Source organism: Fibrobacter sp. UWS1 (assembly GCF_002300445.1).
GTDB lineage: Bacteria > Fibrobacterota > Fibrobacteria > Fibrobacterales > Fibrobacteraceae > Hallerella > Hallerella intestinalis.
The window spans coordinates 526,909-551,164 of record NZ_NSGW01000001.1; the positions used below are offsets into that span (position 1 = coordinate 526,909).

Sequence of the window (24,256 nt, forward strand, 5' to 3'; positions counted from 1 at the left end):
ACATTTTTAAAAGCGACAATCGGGCAAGAAGCAGCCATTCATTTGTCCTCCAACGTTCGAAGCAGCGAATCGAGACGCACAGAAATTTTGGCGGCTCCCCGATAGCACAGATGGTCGTAATCCAACGCCACATCATCCCCGTAATCGTGATTGCCGAATTTATTTTCATCCATCAACGAAAAATTCGCATATTCCGTTTCAAGCCCTTTAAGCGAATCCAGCAAAACTTTCGCCTTGCTGCGGCGGAGACCATAACGTCCAAACGCTCCTGTCGATTTGTAAGCCGGACTTTGCGGAAAGATGACCCCGACGACATGGACGTTTTTTGAGGCGGTCGATTCCAGAATGCTTCGGAGAACCGCAAAATTATTTTTGATGAGTTCGGGTTTGTTGTCGTAAAAAGTGCTGTCTTTGCTGATTTGTGGTTCATCGCCGCCCCAGGAAATGCAGTCCATAAAAGCCCGGCCATGATTCTGCGCATACACGGAATAAAGCGAGGGATCTTCATTTCGATTGCCGGGACCATTCTCCGTCAATTTCAAAAGATCCGACGGATAATCGGCTTTCCAATAGCCGTGATTTTTATCGTAGGCGTAGCCGGGATATTGCCGCTGATAGACAGCCAAGGACGCGTCTTCCATTTCTTCGGTTTTCCACCAAAAATCGATGTCCAACGACAAGATGAGATATTTTAACCCGGGAACATGGGGATAAACATATTTTTCGAGAATTTCCCTGGAGAGAAACATCGAATTGGGCGTCTGCGCCAAGTTCAAAACAAAAAAGCTTTCGGAAAAATCTTCCGCGCTGACAGCATTCAACGGTCTCGAGGAACCCAGCACGACGACAGTCGCGGAATCCTTGTAACGCCAAAGAAGTTCCATCTTTATCCGCATCACGTAATCGCCAAGCGTTCCCGCCGACGAATAATACACTCCCGCGCTGTCCGGGTCAAGCTCGAAGTGGGCCGCGTCCGATTTCCCCACCCACAGTTCCGGGTGCCAAAGCTCCGCACCTTCAAGAAGTTCCAAGACGCTCGAGTCCGACGTGTTCACCAAAGCGATTTTTGCATGCGCTCCGTCCGCATCCGTGAGGCTAGCCAACGCTAAACCCGCACCTCCATGCACCCATTCCGTATGGTCGAACGCATATCCCTTAGGGGAAGGAATCATTTTGGCAAGCTCTCCCAAGCTGTCCAAGACGAGAAGCATCTCGTGCGCGAGGTAGGATTTCCCGGCGAAGGCCGCCCCCGTCGCGCTCCCGAAGTCGAGGAACAAGGTACGCTTCGTCGAATCCTCGAGCGATGCGTTGCAGGCCTGCTCGCCGTTGTACCACACATCTTCCTTTCCGCCGACGTTCGCGCGCAAGAGACGCGCCCCGCTCACCGCGAGATGTCCGTCTGCTGAAACACCGCCATTGTACGTCCCGTCGAAAAGCTTCTGCGGAGATCCGAACTTCCCGTTCGAGAAGCTCACCGCCCACGTCGATCCGGACTTCCACTCCGACGCGTCCGAATTGTTGCCCGCACTTGTCACGTAGACTATTTGCGTGTCCGCTCCCACCACTCGCCAGCGTGGAATCGCCGCGCTTTCCACGTCGAGTTTCACAAGACCTGAGCCGTTTGCGTCCAGATTGCGCACATAGAGTTCCGACTTGCCGGAAATCCCTTCGGGTTTCGTGCAGAACGCGATGCGCTTGCCGTCCGGGCTTATCGCCGGGTGGTAGGAATCGAGAGTGTCCGGAATTTCCACCGCCCGCGGGTTCGAACCGTAAAAATTCACAAAACCGATGTTCCCCGTTTCGTCGTCCCGGAAGGCGAGCGTCGCCCGCGCCGTTCCCAAAAGTGTTTTCAATTTTGCCGAGGTTGTCAAAATTTTCACTGAAAATTCCTCAACGTCCTTTTCTAAATCCAGCCAAGTCGCGTTCGGAATTTTTCCAAAAGCCAAGCGGAACCCGACATAATCCGATCGCGTTGAAGAGGTGACCGTATACACGTCCCCGCGGGAATGCTGCGTCGTCGCCGACGGAGAGTTCCGGAAGCTTCCGCCCTTGACGACCCGTTCCCCGAGGGAATTCTCCGACTTGGAACCGACGAAGTTCGTTACGGTCGTATCCGCGAAATTTCCCATAAAATCGTTCACCCACTCCATCGCGTTTCCCGCCATGTCGCAGACGGCGTTCGAAGAATCGCTCCCGAAATCCTTCGCCGTACAGGGCTTGCGCAATTCGTAATCCGAATTGTTCGAGTTCCAACCCTTGTCCGGGTTCCAATTTTGCGAAGCGACCAAAACCCATTCCGCTTCGGTCGGGAGGCGGTAGGCCGAAACTTCCGAGAGAAATTCGAAATTTTCCAAATTCGTCGCGTGCCCGTCGGAATCGAAGGCTTTCGCCGTATAGGTGTAGGCAGTGTCAAAGCCTTCATCCTTGCTGCGGGAGTTCGCCAAAAGCACCGCATCGAAAAACGTCACGTTCACAGCGGGGAGGTCCGCCGAGCCGCAATCGACCTTGGGGAAATGCTTTTGAAACTCCCCGCAGGTCACTTCGCGCTTTCCGATGGAAAAATCGTAGTCGAACATCGCTTTCATTTGGGGACGTTCGTTCGATTTTGCGCCGGCGTCGTTCGTTCCCAAAACGGCGAAAGCTCCGCGGGAGAACACCTTAACCATCCCGGAATGCTCGGCATCGTTTTCGAGGGAAACCTCGGAAGAAAATTCCCCGCCCACCGACGAGGAATTTTCCGAGCAGGCGACAAGAAAAATAAGCAGAAAAAAAAGGATGCAATTTTTCATTTTAACCCCAAAGTTTGCAGCAGCGAATCGAGACGGATCGTCAATTGGACGGCTCCCGGTTCCGCCAGATGGTCCCAATTCTGAGCCATTTCATCGGTGTAGTCGTGATAGCCGAACTTGTTCTCGTCCATCAGAACGAATTTCGGGTAAACGTTTTGCAGGGAATCCAACCTTTCGATAATCCGCTTCGCCACGGAACGCTGTGGACCGTAGCGGCCAAAAGATCCCGTTTCCCGATATCGCGGGGACTGCGGGAAAATGATTCCTATCAAATAGACGTCCTTTTCCGTGGCCTGTTGTATGAGTTCTTCCAACCGACCCATTTGCAACTCGACGACTTCGGGCGCTTTTGTAGCCCAATTCGAATCAATGGCGACTTCCGGAACGCCCCCCCAATCGCCGGAGGCTGCCGGAGCGTATCCCATAAACGGTTTGAGCACGTTTCGTATGTCGTCGGCGACAAAACCGTTCCGAACCATATCGACAAAGTGTTCGGGCACGCCGTCGCGCCAAAATTCGTGATTCCTGTCATAGATAGCCCCCGGAGAATTCAGAAACTGTTCCGCCGCCGGATAGTATCCCGAATTGGACCAAATTCCGATATCGAGCGAAATGAGAATGGCTTTTAACCCAGCGGAATGATTCAAAACATAATTTTCGGCGACATAAACGGTCGATGCGAAAGAAGTATGCGGATTTCCCATATTGACTACTTTTTGTCCTGTCAAAAGAAGCGGCTTCACCCCCAATTCGATATGTGAACTTCCGACACAGACCATATCCAAAAAATCGGCATTTTCCCAAAAAAGCTCCATTCGGATGCGACGGGTCTTCAACCCATATTCCACATTTGAATCACTTTGGTACACTCCCGCGCTGTCCGGGTCGAGCTCGAAGTGGGCCGCGTCCGATTTCCCCACCCACAGTTCCGGGTGCCAAAGCTCCGCACCTTCAAGAAGTTCCAAGACGCTCGAGTCCGACGTGTTCACCAAAGCGATTTTTGCATGCGCTCCGTCCGCATCCGTGAGGCTAGCCAACGCTAAACCCGCACCTCCATGCACCCATTCCGTATGGTCGAACGCATATCCCTTAGGGGAAGGAATCATTTTGGCAAGCTCTCCCAAGCTGTCCAAGACGAGAAGCATCTCGTGCGCGAGGTAGGATTTCCCGGCGAAGGCCGCCCCCGTCGCGCTCCCGAAGTCGAGGAACAAGGTACGCTTCGTCGAATCCTCGAGCGATGCGTTGCAGGCCTGCTCGCCGTTGTACCACACATCTTCCTTTCCGCCGACGTTCGCGCGCAAGAGACGCGCCCCGCTCACCGCGAGATGTCCGTCTGCTGAAACACCGCCATTGTATGTCCCATCGAAAAGCTTCTGCGGAGATCCGAACTTCCCGTTCGAGAAGCTCACCGCCCACGTCGATCCGGACTTCCACTCCGACGCGTCCGAATTGTTGCCCGCACTTGTCACGTAGACTATTTGCGTGTCCGCTCCCACCACTCGCCAGCGTGGAATCGCCGCGCTTTCCACGTCGAGTTTCACAAGACCTGAGCCGTTTGCGTCCAGATTGCGCACATAGAGTTCCGACTTGCCGGAAATCCCTTCGGGTTTCGTGCAGAACGCGATGCGCTTGCCGTCCGGGCTTATCGCCGGGTGGTAGGAATCGAGAGTGTCCGGAATTTCCACCGCCCGCGGGTTCGAACCGTAAAAATTCACAAAACCGATGTTCCCCGTTTCGTCGTCCCGGAAGGCGAGCGTCGCGCGGTAGGTACCGAGCAACCTCTTCATTTCCTTTGATGTCACGAGCACTTCAACGTTGTATTCGGCATTTACTTCGCCGCCAGCTGCGCTACCCGGATTCGCGATTATCCCGCGAACCAGCCGGAATCCGACGTAATCCGCCGCCATTGAGGGCGTGACGGTATAAATGTCCTTGCGATTCTTGAGGGTGATGTTTGCCGCCGCATTTCGAAAACTCCCGCCTTTGACAACAACTTCGTTCAGGAAATTCGGAGAATCCGCTCCGACAAAGTCCAAAACGGTCGTGTCCGAAATATCGGACATCCAATCGTTCGTCCATTCGAGAGCGTTTCCCGCCATGTCGCAAAGGCCCCAGGCATTTTTCCCTATGGTGCATACGTCGTGAATTTCATACTCCGAATTTTCCGATGTCCACGCATTCTTTTGAGGATTCCATCCGTTCGAAGCAGCAAAAGTCCATTCCGCTTCTGTCGGGAGCCTGTAGCCCTCCTTCGTAAAATCCGTGACGAGATTTTCAAGAAAAACAACGTGGCCCTCCGAGTCGTAAGTCTTGCCGCTAAACGTGTAAACCGTGTCGAGCTTGAGAGATTTTGAAAGGGCATTCGCATAAAGGACCGCGTCGTAATAGGTTACATCCACTACTGGCTTGCGATCAAACCCCGTTTCCACATTCCCACCCATAATCGCAGCATATTCACCGCGCGTCACCTCGTGTTCTCCCATGTAAAAATCGTAGGAGAATTTCACGGTGAGATTCGCCGCTTCCAGCAATATGGAATCATTCTCTGTTCGAACGCGGGAAAGATCTTCAAATGAATCCGAAAAGGAATCCGCGTCGGAGGCTTCATTTGCGCACGAAAGCAGCAAGGCAAAAACAGCAAACAATAAAAAACGCATAAAGAAAATATAAAAAATTATTGTTATCCGCTAAACTTTAATTCATGAATTCATAATCCCCAAAACGTCCCGTTTTCAAGGAAAACGGGACTTGTTTCAAAATACGAGCCCCCCCTCAGTTCAGTTGGGACAGGAATGACTGCTGTGATTGCGGTGGAGCGAGTCCACCGACGTATGCATCCCTTACAGCCTTTATTGGAGATTCCAGGAGTTTGTACAGGTCTACGTAGTAGGTTGCACACTGGCGTATCAGCAGAACCGTGCTGGAGAAACTCAGCTTCCTTTTTGTCTGCGCACGAACAATGGCTGTCAGCAGGTTAGCTATCATTACTATCCAGATCTGTATCCGGATCGCATTCTCGCTGTCTCCGTAAAAGAAATGAAGCGGAAAATTCTGCTTGAGACTGCGGTAGAAGGTTTCTATCTGCCAGCGTCTTCGATAAATTTCGACTATTTCCTTGGCAGGAAGTTCATTGTTGTTCGTAAGCAGCCGCCATGTCTTTCCCGTCTCCTCGACATAATGTTCGACTATGCGGGCCCTGTGAACTCGCTCCTTCTTGCGGGAGACAAAATGAAATTGGACATTCTCGTCCCGAAGTATGTTGTCTGAAACGGGGTTGTCCGACACATGGTCGTACTTGAGGTTCTTCTTCATCCTGGTCACGTAGGTCGTTTTCTTTTTGGAGAAGCTCTCGAACAACTTGTAGTCGATGTATGCCCTGTCTATAGCAAGAAATGATTCCGAGGGAAGCTTGACTTTCTTGAGTTCAGTGCTGTCATGTTTCGCTGCCGGGGTCACGATGACGAACTCCGGCGCTCCAGACGAATCCTTCATCACGGTGTGCGCCTTGACTCCGCCCTTCTTCTTGCCCAGCTTCGGGTTCCTGCCGGCACCCTTCATCACGTCGGTGAAGAGGGAGACAGTCGTCGAGTCCATGACATAAAGCCTTTTGGACCAAAAATAGTCCCGGCTGTCCGCTAAACAGTGCTCGTACTTCTTGTGCAACTCATGGTAGAGCCGTTCAAATATCGCGGCCGGTCTCCGTCCGTTCGCGTCAGCGAATGTGCTTCTTTTGGGGATCTCCGTAAGTCCGGCGTGGACTAGCCGTCTCGATTCCGCTTCGAGCCCCAGCAAGATTTGATTGATGGACTTGTACTGCTCCATGACGGAAAACAAGAGCACAAGCAAATGCTGGTACGCATCGAACTTCTTGACATAGCGTTCCCCGCCGTTCTGTCTAGATAGGGACAGGACAAGGTTCTTGGGAATAAGCTTCATTATCTGGGAAAATACCGGCTGTCCGCTAAAGTTGCTATCTTTCATACTGCTTTTGGTTCCTTTTATTTGTGGTTATTTAAAACGATACCAAAAGTGACGGCTCTCGATTATCGGGAACCGTCTTTTTTTATAACTTTTCTACGAAATTGATTAACTTTTAGCGGACACTATTAATAAAAAATCTAGCGTTCCCAAACCGCGTAAAAGTCGTCTCGATAAACAGATTTCCAATCTGGATTTTCAAAAAACGCGCTGTCCAATTTTTGCCAAAGCGGAATATGCCGAATGGGAATCAACGCTCTAAAAATTCCGAGGGAATCGGCGGCGGGAAAAAAAGTTTCCGGTTTCCGGGCAAACCCCAAATAAGTCGCCATAAAGGAAGAATCTTTCAATATAAACCGCCCGTCTAAAAACGTTTTTTCCTGCGGCAGGAAAAATTCCAGATAGCCTCCGGAGCGATCGTCATTGAAAAGTTTTTGGCACTCCAAAAGCGGATGTTCCTGCATATAAATTAACGCGCGAAAGGGAACGCGATTTTCCGAGACTGTCATCCAACCGTCATCGCTTCGATAAGCACCAAGGCAGCGCAAAAAGAATCCCAGGACAAAAGCGAGGAGGAGCGTACCCCAAAACGATTGCCATGACGAAGCCCGTTTCTCGTCTCCCAGGGAAATTTTCGAAACGGATTTTTTTGTTTTCAAAGGGAAAGGAGTTTCAAACAAGGCGACCGCGACAAAAGGGAAAAAGAAAAGCGTCAAATTCCGCTCTGCCGAAATCGCTAAAAAAAGAACCACCAAGAGCCATGTGACCCGGAAATTTTCCGAACGAAATTTTTGAGTCAAAATAATCCATCCCGAAAAAAGAATCGTCAAAAGCAACACAAGCATTGACAACGCATTTTCCCCATTCAACAAAAGGGTCAGCGGCGAGCGGTTTTCTGCTATTTCCGCCGCAAAAATCTGCGCCGAATAAGAGCCGCCCATCAGCCTATCCAAAAGGGCGAACGGATACCGCCAAAGCAAAAAGCCTTGCGAATGCAGCAAAGGAACAAGTAAAAGCAAAACAAAAAAGGCGGTCAGCGCAAAACGTTCCCCTTTTTGCCGTTCTTTCCAAGCGAAAAAAATAGCGCAAGCCGACATGACAAAACCCAAAGGGAAAAGCCCTTGCGAGCGCACCCAAATCCACTCTACGCCAAGCAGTAGAAAAGCCCAAAGAAACCAGCGAAAAAAAATCGGGCGAAGTAAGCGCGGCAAGACATTCCAAAAAATTCCTAGAAATGTCATCGTTGCAAGAATCGGGCGGCATTCCAGCGCATAGCGAAAAACAAACGCAAAAAAAATCGCCACAGAAAAAGTGCAAAAAGAAATTCGTTTTTGGACGGGCAAAACCCACAAAAAAGCAACAATCCCCCATAAAAAGGACTTGACCAAAACAAGTCCCCAGTTCCCAGCATTTTATAAATGCCGTAAAGCGCCAGCTGGAAATACAGATGCACATTGATCCAAGGCGAACGGGATGGCGTCCAGCAAAAAGGATCCTCCAGCACTAAACCCTGTTCCAAGTAATTTCGGGCACAGGCCAAATGCCACCAGACATCCGTATCCGTCAAAGGGAAAAACGCAAAAAAAGCGACTGCGAAAGCAAAAGAGATTTTATAAATCCAATTCATTTGCCTGCGTTTTATCGCTGACGTTCCTTGCTCAACATTCGAAGGGCGATTCGGCGATTATCCCCAATTTTGGAATACGCCGGATAAAAATCGCTCGCGACCCGATACCAGGCCAAAGCGCCTTTCGGATCCGTTTCCAGTTTCGCATTTCCCAAATTGAACGCCACGATTCCCAAGAACTGATTTTTGTAAAGCGGACTCTGCGCATCCTTTTCCCAAAAACCCGCCCGATATTTTCTTTTGTATTCCTCGTGCGAATAGCTATAGCCTCGCCGGTTAGGTTCCATATTGAAATCGTTCACCGAAAAATAGATGTGTCCGGGGACAAGGAACGCCTGCACCTGCACGCCTCGAATCTCTTTCAACATCAAAGCGAGCCAAGTGACGCCGACACAACCCGTTTTTTTCTTTTCCAAAATCCGAGAGGGCAGAATCACATCCGGAGTTTCCACATGTTCAGCTCCGGCAAACTGCAAATTCCAATAATCCCACAGCAAGGAGCGCACGGCAAAAATCGTATCTCGGGTTTGCAAAAGTACGCTGTCGTAATAAGCAAGGCCATCCGTCCAAATAGAATTGGAATCCATACAATGCGGTTCCAAGCTATCAAAAGTACAAGCGGCATCCATCAAAGACTCGCGGTCATCCCGATTTGTCGCAAGGCCCAAAACCGCAATAATGGTAAACATCACGCAAAGTGAAAGCAAAGCGATCGGTTTTACAAAAGATTTAGAATACATCCCACTCCAGCGGCGAATGCCAAAAATCGCGAGCGGTCATCATGTAAATAACCAGACGCTTTGATTGCAATGATTTTTTGTCTTTGACGAGACGATGTCTAACGCCGGGACCTCCGCCCCAACTCGTCATCACCTGAACATCCAAGCCCAGCGCAAAAGCGAGCAAAGAAGCCGGGCCACCCGATTTGCCATCCACCGATTCAAACACGCCGGTAAACGAATCGCCCATCAACAAAATCGGGCTATCCTTTCCGCCGACATAGGGCTTTCCCTTTCGGTAAATTTTTTTCACTTCCAACGTCTCCGGAGCAAAACCCGATTGTTCCAGAGTCGGGAGCTGCTGAATCAAATCGCCTTCCCGCACAATGGAAGTATCTCGCATTTCCAAAAATCCCGGAGTCGCACCGGATTCCGCAAACCAAGAATAAGACGCCACTTTTCCGGCAATTTCTTCGAGAGCGGCGAGTTCCGCAGACAACGCCCAATGCGTATCAAATTTTTGAAAGGAAAAATGATCTTCATCGTCGCCAGCTTTTGCCGAGCGCAACGCCGGATAAATATCCAGCACATCGATTCCCGCTTCCAGCAAATTACGTACAAATTCTACTTCCGCCACATCGACACAAAGAGTGTCCTCGGTTCCAGAAACAAGACGTTCCGCATAAATCGCTTCCTTTGTCGGCACAGGCACAACCAGCAACTGGATTCCCAAGCTGTCCAAATACGCTTTCAGCTCCAGCATTCGGGGCAGCGGATTATGCAGGGAATCCTGCTCCAGAAAATTCTTTGCCAAAAGCGAATTGGCGTTACGGCGAAACCACAGCATTCCATTTGCATGCCAGGCGTTCTGATCGGTCGGGAGAGAATCCAGAATCAAGGCAAGCTTTTGCTTAAACTCCAGCGTCTTTTCCGTTTCTAAACAGACACCCTGCAATTCCTGCAACTTCTGCCGACGCCATGCCGAAGTCGTATCCGGTTTTCGGACAAGTTCTTTCGTCGGCGATGTCGATTCTGTTTCGGGAGTTGCCCTGCGGAATGCGGGTACATCAAAAGCCACCCAAAGAGGCTCGCCCATCGGATTTCCGCGCATCACGGCAAATGGACGATTTCCCATCCATTCCGCACCGGGAGTGTGCGGTTCCAAATCGGTATTGTAAGTCGGATAAAGATAAGCAGCCAGAGATTTTGCCCAATCCAACGCGGCATCTAGAGAAAGCGATTCCGTCGTATAATTTCGATGAGCTTCGATTTCTGCCGAAGATGGCCGGTGCTTCATTTTCGCCCAGAAAGGCGTTTTCCCGGTCCAAGAGCGCGGATCCACTTGCACCCACCAGCTGGCATTTTCTTTCGCTCCAACCAGATACAATTTTTCCACCTTTTGAAAGTCCGCAAAAACCTCCCGCTGATTCCATTTGAAGCTTTCGATTTGCCGGAGAAGCAAAGAAAGCGAATCGCCCGCTCCTTTCGCGTACAGGTAACGCGTAAATGGTTCCCAGGCTAGCGCCTCCGACGATCGCAGAAACTCCGGCTCCGAAAAGAGAACGCTGTCCAGCATCGGAAAGCCTTCGCTCGAAAAATTTGAAGGCAAGGGAGTCGCGTTTTCGGGGCGTTCCTGTTTTCCCGCTTCGCGAATCGGATTTTTATAGTAGGCGGCAAAATCCAAAGCCGAGAGCGTAGGCAAAGCGGTCGAATCTTTTACAGAAACCCGACGGATTTCTTGATGCGGAGCAACAGAATCGCATCGATACGGCAGTTCTTTCGATACCGTATTCGGCAAAGCCTTCAAAGGAGTTTCCACAGGTGTTCTGCCCGCTTCGGAATGCGATGCGCAACCGAGAAAAAAAACAAGCAGGAAAAGAAAAGCAAAAAAGAAAATTTGTTTCACCTTTCAAAAATAAAAATTCTCCATTCTAAAGAAATCTCCAAACTCTCCCAGCTCCTTGAATCACCAATTTCTACATTTATTCTTATGAAAACCGCTATTCTTCAAGGCAAATGGCTAGGCTCAGCCCATGCAACCCATTCCTGGTACGTCTCCGAAGCCCGAAAATTCCAAGGCAAAGGAATCGATCTTCTTGTTCTGCCCGAACTTTGTCACACGCCCTACTTTCCCATCGAAGAAAACGAAAAAGGATTCGACTGGGCTATCGAAAAGGACGCCCCTCTAATCGAAGAATGGCAACAGGTCGCCAGGGAAATCAACGCCGTCGTCGTCTTTCCTTTTTTTGAAAAACGGGCAAGAGGAATTTATTACAACTCCGCTTATGTTTTTGAACGCGACGGTAGCACCGCCGGACTTTACCGCAAAAGCCATATTCCCGACGATCCCGGTTTCTACGAAAAGTATTACTTCGCACCCGGCGACACCGGTTTTGAACCCATCCAAACCTCTGCGGGAAAACTGGGCATTCTCATCTGCTGGGACCAGTGGTTTCCAGAAGCGGCACGCATTATGGCACTCAAAGGGGCCGATGTTCTGATTTACCCGACGGCAATCGGCTGGGACAAAAAAGAATCACCGGATCTTTACGAACGCCAAAAAGACAGCTGGATGACCGTCATGCGCGGGCACGCTATCGCCAATCGCCTTTTCGTTATCGCCGCCAATCGAATCGGTATGGAAAGCGATTTGACTTTTTGGGGAAATTCCTTTGTGTGCGCTCCGGACGGCTATATTCTGCAAAATCTCCCCGCCGATTTTTGGGGAAGCTCCGTTGCGGAAATCGACTTTTCCGAAATCGAATTTAACCGGCGCTGGTGGCCGCATTTTCGCGATCGCCGCATCGACCTCTACTCTGACATTCTCAAAAGCTGGATGACGCCATGAATCTTCACTATCCCGCGGAATGGGAAAAACAAAAAGCCATCTGGTTAGCCTTTCCGCACAACACGCAAAACTGGACAGGCAAAAACCGAGACGAAATTTTCGCATTCTACTATGAACTCATCGGAATTTGCGCAAGGTTCCAGCCGGTGAACGTCCTTGTTCCAGAGGATTTCGCCCTCCCGGCACTTCAAAAAAAAATATTTTCCCAAGCGGCGTTCAAACCGAAGTTCATCCCCATGCAAACCGACGACGTGTGGATTCGGGATTACGGCCCCTTCTTTGTATTCAACGACAACGGCGTCAAGAAAATCGTCAAATTTCAATTCAACGCCTGGGGAGCCAAATTTCCTCCTTGGGAAAACGACGAACAAATCCCATTCCAAATCGCCAAAAAGAAAAGGCTCGCCGTCAAGGAATTTCCCTATATCTTTGAAGGCGGAGCGATTGAAGTCAACGATGACGGTTTGGGAATCACGACTCTTCCCTGCCTTGTCGGAAAGAACCGGAACCATCCCAAAGACATCAAGCATGTCGAGTTCGCCATCAAGGATGCCCTCGGGCTCAAGGACCTGCTGGTTCTTCCCGAAGGTCTTGCCGGCGACCACACCGACGGGCACATCGATAACGCTGCGCGCTTTGTTTCCCGAAATCGAATCGCTATGGCTTGGGAAGACGACCAGTCCAAAGAAAATTTTCTTCCGCTGCAAAGAAATAAAGTCATCCTAGAAACTTGGATTAAAAGGCATTACGGTTCCCAAGCGCAAGTCGATACCGTCCAAATTCCGACGCAAAAAAAATGGGAAGGAAACACGCTTCCCGCATCCTATATGAATTTCATCTTTCTAAACGGCGCGCTCGTCTATCCCAAATACGAAGAGAAATTCGACAAAAAAGCCGAAGCCTACTTTAAAAAAGTCTTCCCGAATCGCGAAATTATCGGCATCGACTGCTCGGCGGTTATCCGAGAAGGCGGAAGTCTGCATTGCATCAGCAAACAGGAAAACGAATCCTTTGGAGCCAAATCGCCCAGGGACTCATCCAAATAAATCCATCTGTTCCTGAGCCGAAAAATTTTTCGGCTTTTCAGCCTTTTTTTCCGGATACAAGGGCGGAATATTCTTTGGAGTAGTCGGCAGCACAGAAAGGCTCTCTTTTTTTCGCGCAAGTTCAATCGCTTTTTTTGCCCGTTCGTCCACAGCTTCATTCCATTTGACTCCTGAATGGGCGGGAACTTTTTCAAATTGGACAGGCAAATACTTTTGCACATCCCGTACATAACGCTGGGAAACCGCCTTTTTCGCTTTCCAGTCGCCTTTCGCCCAACGGGCGATTCCCTCGTAATCGTGACAGATGACGCCCGATTTTCCCACTCGCCGAAGCCATGCCATCGCCCGCAAACTGGCGGTCAATTCTCCGTCGATATTTCGGCTTTCCGCCGGGAACTCGGTAACGCCGCTTTCCGAAGCGATTTCCCGATCGTTTTCCACCGCAATAAACGCCCACCCGGCCCGGTCAAATTCCGGAGAAAAGGAGCCATCCACATAAATGCGCAAACCGCCTGGCTCCGCTTGGGATGTAAGCCCCGTCAGCCAGGACTTCGCCTCTTCGCATGACGCAAAAGACTTGAAAAGGCAGCCTTTCACCCCGTGCGACAATTTTTCGCATTCCGGCCAAGAAGTCACAATTTTTTGCATCGATGACGTCTTTATCGCATAAAATTTCATTTTTCCCATTGCCGAAAATTTATATTTTCTTTCGCAAAAACTGGAGTCCTTTTTGAAGCCATCACCTTATTTCGCCGATACCTTCGCATTCTTTTTCAAGCGGTTCCTCTCCAAGGAATCCTTGTTGCGATGGTTCTGCAAAAAAGCGGGTGACGAAAGCAAAACATTTCAATACCCCATCCCATTCGCCAACATCCAAGGGATTTTCGTCATTTTGCCCGAAGCCAAAGACGCCCTTCTCGCTTATCTTCCCTTTCTTAAAAATCTGGAAAAGTTCAAAAATCACGGCACCCTTCTCCTTGCGCATCGCGACCATCAAAAACTGCTGCAAGAACATCGGATTGCTCAAGAAATTTTTTACTACACCACCAACGGTTGCCGATATGGAGAGCCCGAGTTTCAAAAGCTCCAAACCATTCTTCCCCCTAAAAAAATTTCCATCAGCATCTGTTTGGAACCCGAGCCGCGATTCCAGATGCTCTTTCTCGCCAAAATGTGTGGAGCGGCATACCGATTTGGTTTTGATTGCGAAAAATTCTATCCGCTTTTAAATCTTAGCCTTTCTGCCGGCGACGAACACCCTAAACGATCCGAATTTTTGATGGATCTATTCAATCGGGCGGTTCCATGACGGATCAGGACAAGAAAAAAATCGGATTTGCCGATTTGCATTTGCACACGAACCTCTCGGACGGTTCGCTTTCCCCTCTCGATTTGGTCAAACTCGCCAAGCGCCGCGGGCTGCGCTGCATTTCCGTAACCGATCACGACACTTTGGCCTCTTATGAAGCGACCAAGCCTTACGCGCAAGAATTTGACATGGAAATCATTCCGGGCATCGAAATCTCTTCTGTCTGGCAAGGGCGAGATGTCCACATTCTCGGCTACTTCTGCGATCCAACGAACCTGGCTATCAGCATAGAACTAGCCGAAAGCGCCAAGCAACGCATTTCGCGCGCCAAAGCCATTCTCAAAAAACTGTCGGGATTGGGCATCAACTTGAGCTTTGAAAAAGTGATGAGCTACTGCAAAGGAAAAGTCGTCGGGCGTCCTCATATCGCGATGGCTCTCGTCGGCGAAGAATACGTTTCCAACTTCGGAGAGGCGTTTACCCGATACCTTGCGGACGGTGCACCCGCTTTTGTGGAAAAACGAGGATTGAACCCCCAGCAGACAATTCGACTCATTGAAAACGCTGGGGGCATCGCCGTACTCGCCCATCCTTACAAATCCAACGTTGACAATTTGATTCCCGATCTTGTCGAAGCAGGGCTTCAGGGAATTGAAATCTATTCGCCCGCACAAAAAGGCGCCGTCGGAAGACGCTACCGGGAACTCGCCGAACATTATAGATTAGTCGGCACCGGAGGTTCAGACTTTCATACGGAAAGCAGTCCGTATAATCCAAACTGCATGAAAATGCCATACTCTGTGGTAGAAGAACTTCGTGAACGGCGAGAAAAATCTCGCGCCGAATCATTCTAACCCTCTTTTATACGAATTGAAAGAAGCCCATTTTTGGGATTTATTGCAATCCTCCACTAAAAGGGTCGCCGTTAAAATTTTTCCGAAGAGTGGATTTCTTTTTCACAGGTGAACTCTTTTTTCAAAGTGGAATGGCTTTTCACAGGTGATTTTTTTTCGCTGACTGCGAGACGCTCGCCTTCGCTAAGTCTTGAACGCATCCCTCTGTTCTGCAAATATACCGCCCGAAAGAACCGTTTGCCGGAAACGAATTTTTGAAAATCCGCCGGAGTTCAGCCTGCGAAGACAATACAATGCTGGAAGGAACATTTTCGTTCCGAAGAGAAATTCTCACTTTGAAAAAAATTTCATCGTCTGAAGAAAAATTCCTCATCGAAAAAGAAATTTCCATTCAAAAAAATCTACAAGAAATAGTTTCCAATCCTCAACGAAACGCTACCTTCCATAAATCAAACGCACCGAATCGATAATCAGCGTTGCGCCTTTTACCCCTTCATAATGATTTCCATCTGCGCTTGAAGCAAAAACAATGCGAACGTGCGTAACCAAATCTTCCGCCGAGCCTTGCACCAGACCATTATTTATCGCCTTCGCATTCTTCGATTGAAGAGAAGTGTTGAAAACCGAAGAGCGCTCGATCGGCGAACCCGGCAAAGGATCTCCATATTGCAATTTAAGGAGAAGCGTTCTCAACCCATTTTCATCCGCATCCGAAATACTGACAACATCAGGATTCACGTGACCGGAACCATCCGCAGACGACGAACGGAACCAAGCCGAAGCGACAAGCTTATTCACATCGCTGCTCTTTCGATTGACGTTCTTATCGCCAGTTCTGTTTTCCAGCAGAATGTAAACGTCACAGCTGTCGCCACTTCCTTTATACGAAAATTTCACTTCCATGTACTCCGGGCGGGCCTTAAATGGTTTTCCAAAATCCAGCAGCTCATTTCCATCGGGCCATGTCGATGCGCTCGCCATAGAAAGAACACTAATACCATTCGGATTGAAATCCGCCGTATAAAGGCTTCCACTGGCAATTTTGGAAAGAACGGCACCCGTTGTAATTTTCGCCCCGATTACGGAGCCTTCCGTCATCTTTTCTGTTGTCGTCAAAATCGTATTGGCATTTCCCCAAATGGAATCCGGCACAACGTCGTTATTTTTCCAAACATCCAAATTGCTTCCTGGAATCTGGTATCCGGCCTTGACAAAATATGTCCGTGTCATTCCATTGGCTCCCGTAACCGTTACCGAAATTCCAGTACCGAAATCATAATATTCCCCGACTGTCACATCGGCGTTCGCCCCTTCAGAAAGCGTTAATTCCGAGAGTTCCAAACGTGTTAAATCGGCCAGATATTCCAAAGAATCCAAATGGATGGTTTTACTTTCTCGTTCAATCTGTGCTTCTTTGCCCGCAATAAAGAGAGACAGTATTTCGGGCAAGGTTGAATCCGCCGGATTTTCTAGCCCCGAACTGCTGGAATTATAGGCGATGCTGCTGGAACTGCTTTTCGAAAAACTGTTTGAAGAATTTACCGACGAAGAACTGACTCTTTTCTCGGGAATCGAAAAATTCAATTGCCAAATGGATTTGTTTCCACTTTCCGAAAGGACTAGCAAAAAGACGCTCTGATTTGCCGAGATGGGAATTCGGGTCTGTTTCCGCAATCGGGACGTTTCGTAGTCCACGCTCTCCGCCAGAGAATCCAAAGCCAAAGAATCTTTGGGAAATTCCCCGATTTCCGTATCTACAAGATGCAACGAGGCAAAATGACTCATGTCAAAGCCCGCAATAGTGATTGAATCCCACGTGTCCAAAGAGTCCGGAATTTCCAGCAAATCAAATTCCATCCGATGCTCTCGAGAATAAATTGCAGGATCTCCCTTCTGTTCCATAAAAGAAATTTCTTTTAATTCACAATAATCCGAAGTTCCAAAAGTATCGTAATCGGCAGAACAAGCCCAAAAGGAGACGGGCAACATCGCCGCTAAAACAATCCAGGAGATTTTTCCGCAAAGACCTTTTGTAATAAAAGAAAGCAATCGTTTCATCCCATTCTCCTAAAAGAAATAGACCAGCGAAAAATTCAAGGCGAGCAAATTGATTTTGAAATTCACGATATTGTAAACGATTTTACTGCGAGTTTCTCTGTTTTCTTCAATTTCCATAAACGAAGAGCTCAGTCCCAAAAGCCCCACCGAAGATTCAAAAGCAAAACGATCCAGCACTAAAATGCTGAGGCCCGGATTGATTCCAAATTGAAATGTCCAACTGCGATTTTTTGTTTTGGAAATATCTTCGTCATCGTCGGTTTGCGAAATCCCGTAAGAATACTCCACCATCAAGGATGTTTCATTGAAAAAATAGATGTTCTTGGAATCGAAAACTTTAAAATAATTCTTGAGAAAGGGCTGCACAAAAAACGCGTTGCTCAAATACTGCCGCCGTTCCGAAACATCGGCAATGTCCTCCAACAAGGAAAAATCGATGTCCAGATTTGTCCTGCTAAATCCGGCACGCGCACCCAGAGCCATCGCACTACGCACAAAATAACCGCCGAAAGCCTCGACCCGAAAAGTATAGCCTTCAGCGCTGTAAATAGTCGTCCCTTAAAATCCCGCCCAGCCCGCATAACTATTGGGAAAAATTGATTTCTACCCTGTGAAAATATTGCAAGGTTTTCTAAAATATGACTGAAAACCTTGCAATTTTTCCCATGTACAGACCGCCAAAATCCTCCGCCCAGACAAGCCTTTTCTGTTCCCTTGAGGAGCAGTTGAACCACAAGCATCCCCTTTACGTTCTTGCGAACAAGATTGACTGGAACAAGTTCGAGAGCGAGTTTTCGAAACTGTTTGACGACAAAATGGGTGCGCCGAACAAGCCGATCCGTCTCATGACCGGGCTCATCATCCTGAAGCACATCCGCAACGTATCGGACGAGTCCGTCGTGGAGCAGTTCCAGGAAAACGCCTATTACCAGTACTTTTGCGGAGAACGGTTCTTCTCGACGGAGCAACCCTGCGACCCGAGCGAACTTGTCCACTTCCGGCATAAGATCGGCGAGGAAGGCTTGGACATGATCCTCAAGGAAAGTATCCTCGTCAACGATGACCACGATAAACAAGGACCGACAGGATGCGGCACGGTCTTTCTTGACACGACCGTGCAGGAAAAGAACATCACGTTCCCTACAGACGCCAAACTTGCGAACAAGATAATAGAGCAGGTGCAGAAAATCGTGGAAGAACACGGCCTTCCGCAGAGACAGTCCTACAAGAGAACCTTGAAGAAGATTCATCGTGACCAGCGTTTCCGCAATCACCCGAAAAACGCCAAAAAGGCTCACAAGGCGGATCGCAGGTTGAAAACCATCGCGGGACGGCTCGTCCGCGAAATGGAACGGAATCTTTCGAAGAAAAATCTGTCGGGTACGTACAAAGGAAAAATTGAACTTTTCTACAAAGTTCTGGCACAGAAGAAATGCGACAAGGACAAAATCTATTCGCTACACGAACCCGAAGTGAAATGCATCGGCAAGGGCAAGGAACACAAGAAATACGAGTTCGGCAACAAGGTGTCAATTGCCCGGAGCTACAACGGCATCATCGTCGGCGCAGTCGCGTTCAGGGACGAGTATGACGGACATACGATAGACGATACGCTTGACCATGTTGAACAAATGCTTGGATTCAGGCCGAGCCAGGCCGCATGCGACCGAGGCTACCGCGGACAAAAGGAATCCGGAACGACAAAGATCGTGATACCCGACGTCCCGAAGAAAAACGCGACTTACTACCAGAAGAAAAAGGCACACAATCTTTTTTGCAAGAGGGCTGGCATCGAGCCTATCAACGGCCATCTGAAAAGCGATCACCGTATGGGCAGAAATTTCTACAAGGGAATCTTTGGCGATATGCTCAATGCAAAGCTTGCAGCAGCGGCGTTCAACTTCAAGAGGGCCATGAGGCGCTTTTTTGTCCTGTTGGAATGGCTATACTTTTTTTGCCTTCTGTGGAACGGAATGAACAAAAAATGCGAACGTCCTTATCTTGCGTTCGCAAAGTGACCTTTTTAAGGGACGACTAAATATCGCCGAACAGGACGTTCAGCGTTTCATCATTTGTACTCCCTTGCAACAGGAACAACGTCGTGCCAGCAAAAATGTTGCCGCGATAAATCGCCTCGTCTTCATCAATGGGGCGCAAGCTTGCCAAAATTCCATTCTTTTTTGCCGACGTATTTTGAACGGAATCCGCTGGAGCCGCAAACGCAAAATGAGCCAAGCTCCATAAGACCAACAAAAAAACAAATTTCACTTTCATTTCACAGAAAATAGAAAAAAATGGAAATTTCATTTTAAGAAAGACAATGAACGCCGACGGCATCAGGCATCCACATTATTTTCGGATTTTCAACAGTTCTCCAGCTTTCACTTTAGTCGTCTGCTTCTTATTCCACTCCACAATCTGCTCGATGGTCACCCCATACTGGCGGGAAATATCCCACAACGATTCCCCGGACTGAACCCGATGCGTTATAAAATTTTCCGAATCCATCTTGAGAGGCTTCTTTTCTTTTTTCGATTCCGGCTTCAAATTCTCTTTTTTCGTATTCTTTTCCGTGGATGGTTTTGAAACAAAAAGAACCTGCCCTGCAAAAATCGAAGAATTGTTCAAGTGATTCCACGCCTGCAAATTCGCTACAGACACGCCAAACTTTCTAGCGATGCTTCCGAGATTGTCTCCCGACCGAACCTTGTAAGTACGACCGGCATTTTTATTTTTTGAATTTCCGGAATTTTCTTTCCCCGGCGAATAGGCCCCGGACGGCAGCGGAATCATTAAATTCTGCCCACGCCGGATGCGCGTATTTTTCAAATGGTTTGCCGACTGGATGTCCCGAACCGAAACGCCATAGCGTCGACTGATAAGCCCCAGATTTTCACCGTCTTTCACTTTATGATACTGCCAACGGGAAAACGATTTTTTGTCCATCTTGTCATAGGCGACCAAAAAAGAATCCCGCGAGCCTTCCGGAATGCGCACAACGTAACCGGATTCCTTGGGCGGCGTACACCAGCGGTTTAATTCCAGATTCAATTCCTGAATCGTCTTCGTATCGACTCCCGCCGCCTTGGCCACCTGTTCCAAAGGCATAAATTCCACGACCGTGACCGTATCGAAAGGCGTTCTTTCGCGCTTTTCCACATTCATCCCATAATGTTCCGGATAATGTCCAATCGTCATTGCCGCCAGAATCCTCGGCACATAATGCATGGTTTCTTTGGGAAGGCGCAAATCCCAATAAGTCGGCGTTTTCGTAGAATCCCACAAAGAATCCTCTTTGCATTCCCGAATGCGCCTGCGCACACAACCTTCACCGCAATTATAGGCGGCCATCGCCATCAGCCAGTCGCCAAATTCATCGTGCAGACGTCGTAGATATTTCATCGCGGCAACAGTCGAAAGTTCCGGGTTTCGGCGCATATCCATCCAAAAATCCTGATAGAGCCCGTAACGCTTTCCCGTCGCCGGAATAAACTGCCAAAGTCCCGCTGCTTTCGCCCGACTATACGCTTTGATTTTATACCCCGATTCCACCAACGCCAAAAAAATCAGGTCCCGGGGCATCTCCAAAGAATCGATAATCGCATAAATCATTTCATCAAAAGCGGTCTTGCGAGAAAGCGATGCTTCCGTAAAGTCGTGCGCCCGAGTCGTCAAATACTGGATTTCCTGCATGACCCGTTCATTAAATTCCACAGGCAGAGTGAACGCCGAACGAGAGAGCGTATCCAAAAAACTTTCGATTTCAAACCGTTCCGCGCTGTCCAATGGCGGTTCGTCCAAATCCTCCAGGCCGTTGTCTTCAAATTCATATTGCACATACGCCGAAGCATCCTCCCCCATGCGAAGGACTTCCGGATAGATTTCATCCAAAGCGGCGATAATCTTGAGAGCGAGTTCTCTACGATAAAGAGAATCGCGCTCCGGAGTCGGCTGATGGTAAAATGCGGAATCGTATCGTTCCGCCACCAGCTTTTTCAATGCGATATCCAAATGATGACGGGCGACAAGCCAATCCTCGTCTTCCATCGCTTGCAATGCAAACTGGTATTGCTGCCAGGATTCCCGCAGCTCTTCTTCCGACGCAACCCAATCGCTCATCGCCCGAGAAACAAAAGATTCCTCGGCTTCAGGCGTGTAAACCTGCCTTGCGGCACAAGACAGGAGGGCGACGGACAAAAGTAAAGCGGAAAGTAAAAAAGCTCCCCTTTTCAGGGAAGAAATCACTGGTCGTAATCCAGATCTTCAGCGTAGTCGTTCCAAATCTGGTCACGCTTGAAAGTAGGCTTGTCGAAATTGACCTCTTCATCGAGGTCCTCTTCTTCCTCCTCTTCCTGTTCTTCCTGCTCCTCTTCGCTGGCAAGAGGAACGGAAGGTTCAATGTTTTCGTTCTTGGGGCGACGGCCACAATACATCGTTTCGTGATTGCCCATATTCTTAAAGTTCATAAGAATACACCTCTCTGTTTATTCTCCTAGAGTGCTTTTCACGCCAAACCAGACAATTCCCGCTGCAAGAAGCGACAAAAGCATCGTCGCATAAATGAGCATTCGATTGATCCGATACGCTTTCTGGTTCTTGCGACTCCAGAACGGACGTTCCGGCGAATTGACGTTTTTTACACTCATAGCGAAAATATACACATAGCAAAGGAAAAAACAAGTGTTTCCGAAAAAAATCCTAAAATTCTGTTAGGCGATTTCCAAAATAGCTTTGGCGAATAAAACTGGAGGGGTTAGAGTTTCGGAAAACTCACCACAAACCCCTAGCGACACGTCGCCACCAATTTTTGAAAAAGCGTTTTAAGTTGCCGTTACCAGTTCATCAAATCTTCTTTAGCCGTATGCGTCGTATGGACGGCCTGCGTTCCGTAGTAAATGAGCTGAGCCGTCGGGAGCAGCATCTTCATGACGCGGTTCCAACGAGCAAGCCCGGTCGCATCGACATACACCAGATCCCCCGGTTGCAAAGCAAAGCGATCGCCAAAAACCAGAGCCATCGGATTGCCCGCATTCAAATGGAACACGTTGATTTCGTCCATAGCGGCTGCGCGAATCACATAGATATTTTCCGCCTTGGCGGATTCCGACTGCAAACCGCCCGCTTCGGCAATGGCCTGCGCCAAAGAAAGCTTGCCGTTCTTCAAAGGAAGCGCCTGCTGACGACCGACTTCGCCCATCATATAGACTTTGGATTCTTCCGCATCCGGAATGCGAATGACATCGTTATCCTTCAGTACAATGTCATTTGGGCCTTTTCCCGCTTCATAAGGAGCCAAAAGGTCTATCGTATAATTCTTTCCATCCCGGGAAAATTCCACCGAAGAAAGATTGGCGGCAACGGTTGCGCCCCCGCAACGATTGATCGCTTCCAAAAGGGTCACGGGAACATCGCTTAAAAGAACAACGCCCGGATTCTTGACGGAACCCTGCACATAAATCTTGTGACGCTGGCTCTGCAAAAGCCGAATGTCTATCTGCGGATCTTTCAGGACTTTTGAAAGTTCCTGGACGATTTTGACACGCAGTTCCGTAATCGTCAATCCCAGAACATTGATGTCCCCGACATAGGGATAAAACATGATTCCCGATTCGCTTACCAGTTGTCCGGTCGCAATATCGCTGCGATACGAACCCAAGGGGCTGGTCAATTCTGGATGCTCCCAGATAACGACTTGAATAATGTCGAAAGGTCCCAATTTGTAAGCTTCCGGCGAATAGGAAAGAAGTTCGGGAGAGACACTGCCGCCAGACGCAAGCGAAGCTGAAGACTGCAAAGCAAGAGTTTTGGCGTTAATGCTCTGCAAATGCACTTTTGCCCCTTGAAAATCCGCCAGAGTGTCAATCGCTCCCTCTTCGTCCGCGGATTCGTTCAACACCATCCCCGGTGCCGCAAAGCAACCGGAAAGAACCAGCGAAACAACGAGCAAAAGATTTAAAATCCAAAATTTCATTTAAAATCACCTCAAAAAGCAAAGAAAAGATAACATTTTTTGGAAAGAATACCACCTCTAAAAAGGGCTTTAGTGAAGAAAAATCAAGCAAGACCGTGAGCCAGCCAGCTAAAAAAGTACATCCATAGTCAGCAAGCGATTACGGGCCGATGTCGAGGGAAAGAGAATTGGGAGTCGAGTTTGAGAATTGAAAATAGGAAGAATCGTTTTTGCAAATTCCAAAGCATTGTAGAAACGCGGCAACTCGTTGCCCGTTGACTTCGCCTCTATATAGGAAAGCAATCTTTTAAATACGCATCGCACATCACAAGATTCTCGGCGTTCATTCCTCGCCATAACTATTAGCGGCTAATTTTTTAATCGCGAGTCTCCTAGCCTTTGCAGAGGCTCGCCACCGATTTTTAAAGAGGCGTTCTTCCCAGCAAAATGAAAAGCGTAAATCCGTTTTATCAAAAAATCATGAAAATTTGGAACGACGAAACCATAAATTTCCCGGTAAAATTTTATCCCAAACGCAGCCGACGACATTCACTTGAAAAGATTTCTTGAATTCATATGCGGAACGACAAGAATTTTTAGAGCAAAATACTTCTGCCGTTTTTCCAAAGGAATCGTTTACAATCCCCTAAAAAACTATCTTGCAGAACATGATTGCTTTACCCATTTTATCTACCGTAGCAGCTCTTGCCATTGCGATAGAACTGGTGCTGACCTGGAAAGAAATAAAACCAGAAATGCGAAAAGCCCTGGTTCTTCCCTCGCTGTTTCAAATTTTTGCGATTTACGTTGTTTTAGCTCAAGGAGGATGTTCCCCACGATGGATTCCCGAAGGCATTCAATCCGGCATCTGCTATTTTTTCAGCATTTATTTGACCTTTACTTCGATTGTCACCTTCTGCGCTGTCGGTAAAAAGCACAGATTCAGAAATGCCATCCTATGGAGCATAGCCTCACTCTGCTTTTGGATTTTATCCATTTGCGGATGAGTCAAACTTTTTCGCTTCAACGTTCCGTAGCATTCGCCTTTCAGCTTTTAAATCCATGCCAGAATAGAAAA

The 24,256-nt window shown here is 48.6% G+C and carries 20 protein-coding genes; 6 read left to right on the top strand and 14 right to left on the bottom strand.

Annotated elements, in window-relative coordinates:
- Window positions 1-38: 38 nt before the first annotated feature.
- From BGX14_RS02135 to BGX14_RS02165, 6 genes are all read right to left on the bottom strand, one after another.
- Window positions 39-2,789, bottom strand: a complete 2,751-nt coding sequence (locus BGX14_RS02135) for a TIGR02171 family protein (protein WP_095878927.1) — start codon at window positions 2,787-2,789, stop codon at window positions 39-41.
- A complete protein-coding gene (locus tag BGX14_RS02140; protein WP_095878928.1) occupies window positions 2,786-5,446 on the bottom strand; it encodes a TIGR02171 family protein in 2,661 nt (886 codons plus the stop codon). Before BGX14_RS02140 ends, BGX14_RS02135 begins: the two co-directional genes overlap by 4 nt.
- A 115-nt stretch (window positions 5,447-5,561) precedes the next feature.
- Window positions 5,562-6,770 carry an IS4 family transposase gene (locus BGX14_RS02145; RefSeq protein WP_095878730.1) on the bottom strand — a complete coding sequence of 403 codons (1,209 nt, stop codon included), beginning with the start codon at window positions 6,768-6,770 and terminating at the stop codon, window positions 5,562-5,564.
- A gap of 137 nt (window positions 6,771-6,907) precedes the next feature.
- A complete protein-coding gene (locus BGX14_RS02150) occupies window positions 6,908-8,071 on the bottom strand; it encodes a hypothetical protein (RefSeq protein WP_095878929.1) in 1,164 nt (387 codons plus the stop codon).
- 334 nt (window positions 8,072-8,405) lie between these two features.
- On the bottom strand, window positions 8,406-9,083 hold the full coding sequence (locus BGX14_RS02160; protein ID WP_143394088.1) for a hypothetical protein: 678 nt from the start codon (window positions 9,081-9,083) through the stop codon (window positions 8,406-8,408).
- A gap of 40 nt (window positions 9,084-9,123) precedes the next feature.
- Window positions 9,124-11,019, bottom strand: coding sequence for a hypothetical protein (locus BGX14_RS02165; protein WP_095878932.1), 1,896 nt, complete (start codon window positions 11,017-11,019; stop codon window positions 9,124-9,126).
- An 84-nt stretch (window positions 11,020-11,103) separates the two neighbouring features.
- Here BGX14_RS02165 and BGX14_RS02170 point away from each other — a divergent pair, with 84 nt between their 5' ends.
- A complete protein-coding gene (locus tag BGX14_RS02170) occupies window positions 11,104-11,961 on the top strand; it encodes a carbon-nitrogen hydrolase (RefSeq protein WP_073302057.1) in 858 nt (285 codons plus the stop codon).
- Window positions 11,958-13,007: an agmatine/peptidylarginine deiminase gene (locus BGX14_RS02175; RefSeq protein ID WP_078776863.1), complete on the top strand. Its 1,050-nt coding sequence runs from the start codon at window positions 11,958-11,960 to the stop codon at window positions 13,005-13,007. Before BGX14_RS02170 ends, BGX14_RS02175 begins: the two co-directional genes overlap by 4 nt.
- Here the strand turns inward: BGX14_RS02175 and BGX14_RS02180 are convergent.
- Window positions 12,996-13,694 (bottom strand): viroplasmin family protein, encoded by a 699-nt coding sequence (locus BGX14_RS02180; RefSeq protein ID WP_095878933.1) that lies wholly within the window; start codon window positions 13,692-13,694, stop codon window positions 12,996-12,998. The genes BGX14_RS02175 and BGX14_RS02180 overlap by 12 nt on opposite strands.
- Before the next feature lie 43 nt (window positions 13,695-13,737).
- On the opposite strand from BGX14_RS02180, the gene BGX14_RS02185 reads away from it, so the two are divergent.
- Window positions 13,738-14,316, top strand: coding sequence for a hypothetical protein (locus BGX14_RS02185; protein WP_073302062.1), 579 nt, complete (start codon window positions 13,738-13,740; stop codon window positions 14,314-14,316).
- A complete protein-coding gene (locus BGX14_RS02190; RefSeq protein WP_073302064.1) occupies window positions 14,313-15,170 on the top strand; it encodes a PHP domain-containing protein in 858 nt (285 codons plus the stop codon). Before BGX14_RS02185 ends, BGX14_RS02190 begins: the two co-directional genes overlap by 4 nt.
- Before the next feature lie 435 nt (window positions 15,171-15,605).
- On the opposite strand, the gene BGX14_RS02200 is transcribed toward BGX14_RS02190, so the two are convergent.
- Entirely contained in the window at window positions 15,606-17,228 is a 1,623-nt protein-coding gene (locus BGX14_RS02200; RefSeq protein ID WP_095878934.1) for a PCMD domain-containing protein, read from the bottom strand.
- A gap of 9 nt (window positions 17,229-17,237) precedes the next feature.
- Complete coding sequence (locus BGX14_RS02205) at window positions 17,238-17,723, bottom strand: hypothetical protein (protein ID WP_143394089.1); 486 nt, start codon at window positions 17,721-17,723, stop codon at window positions 17,238-17,240.
- Window positions 17,724-17,893: 170 nt separating this feature from the next.
- Between BGX14_RS02205 and BGX14_RS02210 the strand changes: the two genes are divergently transcribed.
- Entirely contained in the window at window positions 17,894-19,246 is a 1,353-nt protein-coding gene (locus tag BGX14_RS02210; RefSeq protein WP_198951133.1) for an IS5 family transposase, read from the top strand.
- Window positions 19,247-19,262: 16 nt separating this feature from the next.
- Here BGX14_RS02210 and BGX14_RS02215 read toward each other — a convergent pair whose 3' ends face one another.
- From BGX14_RS02215 to BGX14_RS02230, 5 genes are all read right to left on the bottom strand, one after another.
- On the bottom strand, window positions 19,263-19,502 hold the full coding sequence (locus BGX14_RS02215; protein ID WP_143394090.1) for a hypothetical protein: 240 nt from the start codon (window positions 19,500-19,502) through the stop codon (window positions 19,263-19,265).
- A 75-nt stretch (window positions 19,503-19,577) separates the two neighbouring features.
- Complete coding sequence (locus BGX14_RS02220) at window positions 19,578-21,425, bottom strand: LysM peptidoglycan-binding domain-containing protein (RefSeq protein WP_143394091.1); 1,848 nt, start codon at window positions 21,423-21,425, stop codon at window positions 19,578-19,580.
- 44 nt (window positions 21,426-21,469) lie between these two features.
- The gene (locus tag BGX14_RS02225; RefSeq protein WP_143159286.1) at window positions 21,470-21,694 is read right to left on the bottom strand and encodes a hypothetical protein; all 225 of its coding nucleotides are present in this window, start codon (window positions 21,692-21,694) and stop codon (window positions 21,470-21,472) included.
- Between the two features lie 18 nt (window positions 21,695-21,712).
- Window positions 21,713-21,874, bottom strand: a complete 162-nt coding sequence (locus BGX14_RS15450) for a hypothetical protein (RefSeq protein ID WP_158223198.1) — start codon at window positions 21,872-21,874, stop codon at window positions 21,713-21,715.
- A gap of 185 nt (window positions 21,875-22,059) precedes the next feature.
- Window positions 22,060-23,199: a polysaccharide biosynthesis/export family protein gene (locus BGX14_RS02230; RefSeq protein ID WP_073302076.1), complete on the bottom strand. Its 1,140-nt coding sequence runs from the start codon at window positions 23,197-23,199 to the stop codon at window positions 22,060-22,062.
- A gap of 647 nt (window positions 23,200-23,846) precedes the next feature.
- Here BGX14_RS02230 and BGX14_RS02235 point away from each other — a divergent pair.
- A complete protein-coding gene (locus BGX14_RS02235) occupies window positions 23,847-24,185 on the top strand; it encodes a hypothetical protein (RefSeq protein WP_073302078.1) in 339 nt (112 codons plus the stop codon).
- Window positions 24,186-24,256 lie beyond the last annotated feature (71 nt).

Coding starts and splice junctions, on each gene's coding strand:
- BGX14_RS02135 (WP_095878927.1), bottom strand. CDS start 2,789: ATGAAAAATTGCATCCTTTTTTTTCTGCTTATTTTTCTTGTCGCCTGC.
- BGX14_RS02140 (WP_095878928.1), bottom strand. CDS start 5,446: ATGCGTTTTTTATTGTTTGCTGTTTTTGCCTTGCTGCTTTCGTGCGCA.
- BGX14_RS02145 (WP_095878730.1), bottom strand. CDS start 6,770: ATGAAAGATAGCAACTTTAGCGGACAGCCGGTATTTTCCCAGATAATG.
- BGX14_RS02160 (WP_143394088.1), bottom strand. CDS start 9,083: ATGTTTACCATTATTGCGGTTTTGGGCCTTGCGACAAATCGGGATGAC.
- BGX14_RS02170 (WP_073302057.1), top strand. CDS start 11,104: ATGAAAACCGCTATTCTTCAAGGCAAATGGCTAGGCTCAGCCCATGCA.
- BGX14_RS02175 (WP_078776863.1), top strand. CDS start 11,958: ATGAATCTTCACTATCCCGCGGAATGGGAAAAACAAAAAGCCATCTGG.
- BGX14_RS02180 (WP_095878933.1), bottom strand. CDS start 13,694: ATGGGAAAAATGAAATTTTATGCGATAAAGACGTCATCGATGCAAAAA.
- BGX14_RS02190 (WP_073302064.1), top strand. CDS start 14,313: ATGACGGATCAGGACAAGAAAAAAATCGGATTTGCCGATTTGCATTTG.
- BGX14_RS02200 (WP_095878934.1), bottom strand. CDS start 17,228: ATGAAACGATTGCTTTCTTTTATTACAAAAGGTCTTTGCGGAAAAATC.
- BGX14_RS02210 (WP_198951133.1), top strand. CDS start 17,894: ATGTACAGACCGCCAAAATCCTCCGCCCAGACAAGCCTTTTCTGTTCC.
- BGX14_RS02215 (WP_143394090.1), bottom strand. CDS start 19,502: ATGAAAGTGAAATTTGTTTTTTTGTTGGTCTTATGGAGCTTGGCTCAT.
- BGX14_RS02225 (WP_143159286.1), bottom strand. CDS start 21,694: ATGAACTTTAAGAATATGGGCAATCACGAAACGATGTATTGTGGCCGT.
- BGX14_RS15450 (WP_158223198.1), bottom strand. CDS start 21,874: ATGAGTGTAAAAAACGTCAATTCGCCGGAACGTCCGTTCTGGAGTCGC.
- BGX14_RS02230 (WP_073302076.1), bottom strand. CDS start 23,199: ATGAAATTTTGGATTTTAAATCTTTTGCTCGTTGTTTCGCTGGTTCTT.
- BGX14_RS02235 (WP_073302078.1), top strand. CDS start 23,847: ATGATTGCTTTACCCATTTTATCTACCGTAGCAGCTCTTGCCATTGCG.